Genomic DNA, 375 nt, shown 5'->3' on the forward strand with positions numbered 1-375 from the left:
ACGAGCACAGGCGTCATTGGATTGAACAGCGCATTTTTACATTATCTCAGGTGTTTGCTATTGATATTTGTGCTCACGCTGTCATGAATAATCACTTACATTTAGTCCTTCATGTTGATAGTGAACAAGCTAACAACTGGACGACGCTAGAAGTACTGTCCCGTTGGCATAAGTTGTTTAAAGGCACCCTGTTGACTCGTCAATTTCAACAAGAGCAATCATTAACTACATTAACTCCATTCGAAATGGCAATGGTTGAAGAAACAGCACAGGTCTATAAACAGCGCTTAATCGATATCAGTTGGTTTATGCGGGCATTAAACGAGCCTATTGCTCGACAAGCCAATAAAGAAGATAAATGCACGGGGCACTTTT

General features: G+C 40.8%; 1 pseudogene. It reads left to right on the top strand.

The features are described from left to right. A pseudogene (locus H4J56_RS19395) lies at positions 1–375 on the top strand (transposase); the annotation flags it as partial.

The sequence above is a fragment of the Colwellia sp. BRX8-4 genome (assembly GCF_014077345.1).
Taxonomy (GTDB): domain Bacteria; phylum Pseudomonadota; class Gammaproteobacteria; order Enterobacterales; family Alteromonadaceae; genus Colwellia_A.